We start from the raw sequence: 6,295 nt of genomic DNA on the forward strand, positions 1-6,295 counted from the left end.
CCCCCGGCGCCCGAGCCGAGCGTGGCGGGCCCGGTCCGCAGACGTGGCTGGCGGCGCACGGGCCTGCGTCGCGAACAGTCCCGCTGACGTCCCACGCCGCCAGGCAATAGGCTCGCGGCGTGGGATCACAGATCACGCTGACCGCCCGACTGTCCCCGTCCGCGCTCGACACCCGGCGCGGGGTGGTGCGGCTGCACCGGGAAGTGCTCGACGCTCTGGGCGTGCGGCACTGGGACGCCGTCCAGCTCACCGGCGCGCGCGTCAGTTCCGCGCTGGCCGCCGAAGGTGACCCGGCGGGGCCGACCGGGGTGATCCTGCTCGACGACGTGACCATGTCCAACCTCGGTGTCACCGAGGGCGCCGAGGTGGTCGTCGCGAAGGTCGACGTCGCCCCCGCGCGTTCGGTGACCGTCGCGGGTTCCCGCCTGGCCACGACCTCGCTGACCCCGGAGACCGTTCGGTTGGCGCTGGTCGGCAAGGTCCTCACGGCGGGCGACGCGGTGTCGCTGCTGCCGCAGGACCTGTCCCCGCCGCCGGGCACGGACGTCCCCGCGGTGCGCGGCAAGCTGTCCCGCGCCATCGGCATGACGTGGACCAACGAGCTGCTCACGATCACCGCGACCGACCCGGCGGGCGCGGTCACCGTGCATCCGTCCACTGTGGTCGGCTGGCGCGACGGCCCGCGGACCGGAGAGCGCGCGCCCACGCCGGTTGCCACCGCTCCGGTCCGACCTGTCCCGCCCGTGCAGGCTGAGCCGCCGACGCCGGTCGCCGACCTGGTGGGCGCCCAGGACGCCGCCCGCGCGCTCGCCGAGTGGTTCGAGCTCGCGTTCACCCGCCCGGAACTGCTGGCGAAACTCGGTGCGGCGCCACGGCTCGGCGCGTTGGTCACCGGCCCGGAAGGGGTCGGGAAGTCGACGGTCGTCCGCTCGGTCGCCCACTCGGTCGACGCCGCCGTCGTCGAGCTGTCCGGGCCGACCGCCGCGGTGCTGGAGCCGAAGTCGACCGCCGCCCTGGTGGACAGCGCGATCGCCGAGGTCCGCGCGCACTCCGACGCGGGCAAGCCCAGCGTCCTGCTGATCACCGACATCGACGTGCTCCTGCCCGCCACGACCCCGCCGCCGGTCGCGACCGTGGTGCTGGACTCGCTGCGCGCCGCCATCGCCATCCCGCGGGTCGCACTGGTCGCGACGACCGCCCACCCCGAGGCCATCGACCCCCGCGTCCGCGGCGTCGAGCTGATCGACCGCGAACTGCGGCTGACGTTGCCCGACGGCAAGACCCGCACTGAGCTGCTGCGCATGCTGTTCCGCGACGTGCCGGTCGTGTCCGATGTGGACTACGCGGCGATCGCCGAGCGCACCCCCGGCTTCGTCGCCGCCGACCTGATCGCGCTGCGCCGCGAGGCAGCCATCCGCGCGGCGCTGCGGCACAAGGACGCGGAGGACCCGCGGATCGAGTCCGCGGACATCCTCGGCGCGCTCGACACCGTCCGCCCGACCTCGATGTCCACTTCGGACACACTGCGCACCGGCAACGTGGCGCTCGAGGACGTCGGCGACATGGTGGAGACCAAGCAGGCCCTCACCGAGGCGGTGCTGTGGCCGCTGCGCTACCCGGACTCCTTCGCCCGCCTGGGCGTCGCACCGCCACGCGGCGTGCTCCTCTACGGGCCGCCCGGTGGCGGCAAGACGTTCCTGGTCCGCGCGCTCGCGGGAAGCGGGCAGCTCAACGTGCTGTCGGTCAAGGGCGCGGAACTGATGGACAAGTGGGTCGGCGAGTCCGAGCGCGCCGTGCGCGAGCTGTTCCGCCGGGCCGCCGAGGCCGCGCCCGCGCTGATCTTCCTCGACGAGATCGACGCGCTGGCCCCGCGTCGCGGCCAGTCGTCGGACTCGGGCGTGTCGGACCGAGTCGTCGCGGCCCTGCTGACCGAGCTCGACGGGGTGGAGCCGCTGCGTGATGTGGTGGTCGTCGGCGCGACGAACCGCCCCGAACTGGTCGATCCCGCGCTGCTGCGGCCCGGCAGGCTGGAGCGGCTGATCTACGTGCCGCCGCCGGACGCCGAGGCCCGCGCGGCCATCCTGAAGGCGACCGCCCGCAACATCCCGCTGGCGCCGGACGTCGACCTGGTCGAGTTCGCCAAGCAGCTCGACGGCTACTCCGCGGCCGACTGCGCCGCCGTCCTGCGGGAGGCGGCTCTGACGGCGATGCGCGAGAGCCTGGACGCGGCCGAGGTGACCGCGGGGCATCTCGAGCAGGCGCGGGAGAAGGTGCGCCCGTCGCTGGACCCGGCGCAGCTCGCGACGCTGGAGGCCTACGCCGAGTCCCGCAAGGCGTGAGCGGACCGGCGGGGTCGACTCCCGCCGGTCCGGGCTCGATCAGATGTCGAAGACAGCGCCGGTCTCGACGAAGAGCATGCACGCGTTGCCGAACGTCTCGTCGTAGGAGACTCGGCGACCGCCCCACATGCCGGTCGCGGTCACGCGAACCGGGTCGACGTGCATCGTGCACATCCGGTCGGGGTGCACGAGCAGCGCGGTGAAGTCGCCCGTCACCGAGGCGAGCTGCGCGCATGCGGTCTCCGGGCTGCGGTGGAGCCCGCCTGCGGGCTCGCAGCGCAGTGTGCCGACCCGCATGGGGTCGCCCTCGTGCTGGTAGGTGAGGATGAGCGAGGCCGCGCTGGGCGCGGCCGAGGCAGGCTGAGCCGTCGCCACCGCGGTCGCGGCGGCGAAAGCGACGATAAGGACCTTGCGCAACATAGGTCAGTCAACCTCTCGTGGTATCGCGGTCATGATCGATGACCGAACGATTTCGAGAGTAGGCCGGTGAAAAAAGATCGCAACCCGGGCGCGATTCTTCCTTTCGCCCGTGACCGGCCGCACAATTGTCGCCCGATGGCCGCCCGCCGAATGGCGCAAACGGTGGGGTTAAGGAACCTTGCCGCTGGTCGACGTCCCGCAGGCCGGGGCGCGACGGTCCGCCGCGCCCACCGCTTCCTTTATCGGAAGCGGTTTTCGGTCAAAGGAAGTTATTCCTTGCCCGCCGCGCCGCGATAATCTTTGGTGACGATCAGGATAAGACCAGGACTCGAATCCTTGATGCCGTCGAAACGCGGCTCGACGCGAATGCCGAACTCCGCGGCCAACGCCCGCGCGGCGGCTTCCTCGGCGGTGCCGGGAACGAAGTACACGGTCGTGGTCGGGATGATCCCCTGCGAGTAGTTCCCGGTCTCGATGACGTTCCAGCCGTGGCCGGTGAGATCGTTGCGGGCACGGGAGGCCAGGTCGGCGATCGTGCTGTTGTTGTAGATCCGAACCGGCTGGTCCTTTGTGGACGGCGTGCCCGGCTCGCCGGAGCCCGGCGCGGGCGCCGAAGTGGCGGGCGGGGCCGTCGTGATGGGTGGGGCGGTCGTCGTGGTCGGCGCGGCCGACGACGTCCCCGGCTCCGACCCCGGGGTCGACGGCGGCGCGGCGGAGGGTTGCGACGCCGGGGGCGCCGAACTCTGCGGCGGCTGCTGGCCTGCCTCGCTGTCGCCGTTGCCGCCGAGCAGCGTGACGACGCCGAGGACGGTGGACACGGCGGCGACGCCGATCAGCACGAGACCGGCGATCTTGCCCGGACGTGCCGCGGACGGGTCTGTGGTCATCGCGATTCCAATCCCAGCCTCCGCACGGACCGCGCGCTGTGCCTGGTGGACCGCATCCGGCGCAGTCGCTTCACCAGCATCGGGTCGACAGCCAAGGCTTCGGTCTTTTCGATCAGTTCGTTGAGAACCTGGTAGTACCTGGTGCTCGACATCTCGAACAGTTCGCGGATCGCCTGCTCCTTGGAGCCCGCGCACTTCCACCACTGTCGCTCGAAAGCCAAGATCGTGTGATCTCGCTCACTGAGCCCGCTGGACGCTTTCGCCCGCGTGGGTCGCGGGTCCGAAAAGGCCGATGCCTCAGCGGCGTTCATCAGGCTCCTCGCCTCACGGTCTGGCGAATCCGTGCTCCCGCACCGGAATCACACAGGTGTGATCCTCAGGCGCCATTACACCACGTCACCACTCGATGTGATCGTCATGTCCTCGGCGCGTCCGTCAACGCGCAATAACTACCCTGCCCGTATGACAGTTCACCCGATCCGGATCGTCGGCGACCCCGTGCTGCACGCTCCGACCACGCCGATCGAGCGGTTCGACCACGAACTCAAGACCCTGGTCGCCGACATGTTCGAGACCATGGAGGCGGCCAACGGCGTCGGCCTGGCCGCCAACCAGATCGGCGTCGCGCTGCGCGTGTTCGTCTACGACTGCCCGGACGACGAGGGCGTGCGGCACCGCGGCACGGTGGTCAATCCCGTGCTGACCACCTCGGAGATCCCCGACGGCATGCCCGACCCGGACGACGACTACGAGGGCTGCCTGTCGGTCCCCGGCGAGACGTTCCCCACCGGCCGCGCCACCTGGGCGAAGGTCACCGGCCAGGACGTCGACGGCTCGCCCATCGAGGTCGAGGGCTCGGGTTTCTTCGCGCGATGCCTGCAGCACGAGACCGACCACCTCGACGGCTACCTCTACCTGAACCGCCTCGTCGGCCGCAACCAGCGCGAGGCCAAGCGGATGCTGAAGGCCAACAAGTGGGGCGTCCCCGGCCTCTCCTGGGACCCGTCCACCACTGAAGACCCCTTCGCCGACGACTGACAGCGCAGCTCACGTACGGACTAGTACTAAAAATGCTAGCCTGGCTCCGCACCGATGGGAGCTGCGCATGTGGGCTTTGGCCGTCCGATTCGACCTTCGCGACGAGAACGCGGCAGCGGGTTTCGACGCACTTGTCGCCGAACTTGTCCCGCAGATCACGGAGCATGAGCCGGGGACTCTGGTCTACGCCGTGCACTCCATCGAAGGCGAGCCGCTGTCCCGGGTGTTCTACGAGCTCTACGCGAGCCGAGAGGCGTTCGACGAGCACGAGCGGCAGGCGCACACGAAGAGGTTCCTCGCCGCGCGGGAGCACTACGTGGCCGATCTCCGGGTGGAGTTCCTGACTTCGCCCACGGGCATGGGACTGCACCCGTGAAGCCACCGGACGCGAAGGCTCTGGGACGGCAGGTCGCGTTCCACCGAAGCAGGCTGGGACTCTCGCAGCGCGAACTCGCCGCACGGCTGTCACGCTCCGAGAGCTGGGTCAGTCAGGTCGAGCGCGGCGTACGCCAGGTCGACCGCATGTCGGTTCTCGAGAAGATCGCGGAAGTTCTCGACGTGCCACTGTCCGAGCTTGCCACGGACAGCGTCGTCGCGGCCCCGGAACGGCCGCGGGCCGCGACAGCGCTCAGCCTCGCGCTGTGTTCCAGCGACGCGCTTCACGCTGTGCTCTCCGAGGTCACACCGGTTGATGTGCAGCGGCTGAGCCTTCGCGCGGACCAGGCTTGGGAGTTCGCGCACGAGTCCCGCCATGAGGATCTGAGCCATCTTCTGGGCACGCTGATCCCCGAACTCGAATACGCGTCGAGGAAGACCACGGGGGCGAACCGCCGACACCTCTGTGCCGCCAAGGCGAAGGCTTATCACGCGGCGGCAGGCGTGTTGTCGAAGCTGGGCGAGACGGCCGCGGCCTGGGTGGCCGTGGACCGCTCGATCGCGGCGGCCGAGGACGCCGATGACCCGTTGCTGATGGGCGCCGGAGCCTTCCGCCTAGCCATCGTCTTTCAACAAGCGCGACGGTTCGACCTGGTGAAGCGCACCGCGACCACAGCAATCACCGCGCTCAGCCGGTTGGCCGAGAAAGGCGACCTTGGCGCTATCGCGCTCAGCGGAGCCCTGTTCCTCCAACTGTCGGTGGCGTCAGCCCGATCGAACGAAGGTGACGAGGCCTACTCGTACCTGGCGAAGGCCGGTCGAGCGGCCAAGCGGATCGGCGCGGACACCAACAACCACAACACGGAGTTCGGGCCGACGAATGTCGCGCTCCACGAGATCAGCATCGCGGTCGAGTTGGGCGACGCCGGTCGAGCGCTGCGCGTGGCGGAGAAGGCGGATGTGTCCTCACTTTCCCCTGAACGACAGGCTCAGATGCTGATCGACGTGGCGCGGGCACATGCGCAGCGCCGCCAGACATCGGCACTGCTCGAGACGCTCCGCAAGGCGTATGGGATCGCTCCCGAGCAGGTGAGCGCCCATCCGACAGTCCACGATCTCGTGCGGGACGCACTTCGCGATGGCGACATCAACACACCAGACCTGCGAAAGCTCGCTTCGGCTCTCAACATCGTCGCCTAGTCGCATATTTTGTACTAGCTCACATTTTTATTCTTG

General features: G+C 69.7%; 7 protein-coding genes. 4 read left to right on the forward strand and 3 right to left on the reverse strand.

Annotated elements, in window-relative coordinates; all coding sequences use genetic code 11:
- The first annotated feature begins 119 nt into the window (after positions 1-119).
- Positions 120-2,339 carry an AAA family ATPase gene (locus ACRDSQ_RS14235; RefSeq protein WP_431421542.1) on the forward strand — a complete coding sequence of 740 codons (2,220 nt, stop codon included), beginning with the start codon at positions 120-122 and terminating at the stop codon, positions 2,337-2,339.
- 39 nt (positions 2,340-2,378) lie between these two features.
- Here ACRDSQ_RS14235 and ACRDSQ_RS14240 read toward each other — a convergent pair whose 3' ends face one another.
- The 3 genes from ACRDSQ_RS14240 to ACRDSQ_RS14250 form a co-directional block, all read right to left on the reverse strand.
- Positions 2,379-2,759, reverse strand: a complete 381-nt coding sequence (locus ACRDSQ_RS14240; protein ID WP_431421543.1) for an SSI family serine proteinase inhibitor — start codon at positions 2,757-2,759, stop codon at positions 2,379-2,381.
- Positions 2,760-3,028: 269 nt separating this feature from the next.
- Positions 3,029-3,646, reverse strand: coding sequence for a LytR C-terminal domain-containing protein (locus tag ACRDSQ_RS14245; protein WP_431421544.1), 618 nt, complete (start codon positions 3,644-3,646; stop codon positions 3,029-3,031).
- Complete coding sequence (locus ACRDSQ_RS14250; protein WP_091379585.1) at positions 3,643-3,957, reverse strand: DUF3263 domain-containing protein; 315 nt, start codon at positions 3,955-3,957, stop codon at positions 3,643-3,645. The genes ACRDSQ_RS14245 and ACRDSQ_RS14250 overlap by 4 nt, the downstream gene beginning before the upstream one ends.
- 151 nt (positions 3,958-4,108) lie before the next feature.
- On the opposite strand from ACRDSQ_RS14250, the gene ACRDSQ_RS14255 reads away from it, so the two are divergent.
- The 3 genes from ACRDSQ_RS14255 (at position 4,109) to ACRDSQ_RS14265 (ending at position 6,259) form a co-directional block, all read left to right on the forward strand.
- Complete coding sequence (locus ACRDSQ_RS14255; protein WP_431421545.1) at positions 4,109-4,684, forward strand: peptide deformylase; 576 nt, start codon at positions 4,109-4,111, stop codon at positions 4,682-4,684.
- Positions 4,685-4,751: 67 nt separating this feature from the next.
- Positions 4,752-5,060, forward strand: coding sequence for a putative quinol monooxygenase (locus ACRDSQ_RS14260; RefSeq protein ID WP_431421546.1), 309 nt, complete (start codon positions 4,752-4,754; stop codon positions 5,058-5,060).
- The gene (locus ACRDSQ_RS14265) at positions 5,057-6,259 is read left to right on the forward strand and encodes a helix-turn-helix domain-containing protein (protein WP_431421547.1); all 1,203 of its coding nucleotides are present in this window, start codon (positions 5,057-5,059) and stop codon (positions 6,257-6,259) included. Before ACRDSQ_RS14260 ends, ACRDSQ_RS14265 begins: the two co-directional genes overlap by 4 nt.
- The last annotated feature ends 36 nt before the right edge of the window (positions 6,260-6,295 follow it).

The sequence above is a fragment of the Actinokineospora sp. genome (assembly GCF_050699995.1).
Taxonomy (GTDB): domain Bacteria; phylum Actinomycetota; class Actinomycetes; order Mycobacteriales; family Pseudonocardiaceae; genus Actinokineospora.

Bases quoted from the DNA above. Each gene is read 5' to 3' on its own strand.
- ACRDSQ_RS14240 (WP_431421543.1), bottom strand. From the start codon at position 2,759: ATGTTGCGCAAGGTCCTTATCGTCGCTTTCGCCGCCGCGACCGCGGTG.
- ACRDSQ_RS14245 (WP_431421544.1), bottom strand. From the start codon at position 3,646: ATGACCACAGACCCGTCCGCGGCACGTCCGGGCAAGATCGCCGGTCTC.
- ACRDSQ_RS14250 (WP_091379585.1), bottom strand. From the start codon at position 3,957: ATGAACGCCGCTGAGGCATCGGCCTTTTCGGACCCGCGACCCACGCGG.
- ACRDSQ_RS14255 (WP_431421545.1), top strand. From the start codon at position 4,109: ATGACAGTTCACCCGATCCGGATCGTCGGCGACCCCGTGCTGCACGCT.
- ACRDSQ_RS14260 (WP_431421546.1), top strand. From the start codon at position 4,752: ATGTGGGCTTTGGCCGTCCGATTCGACCTTCGCGACGAGAACGCGGCA.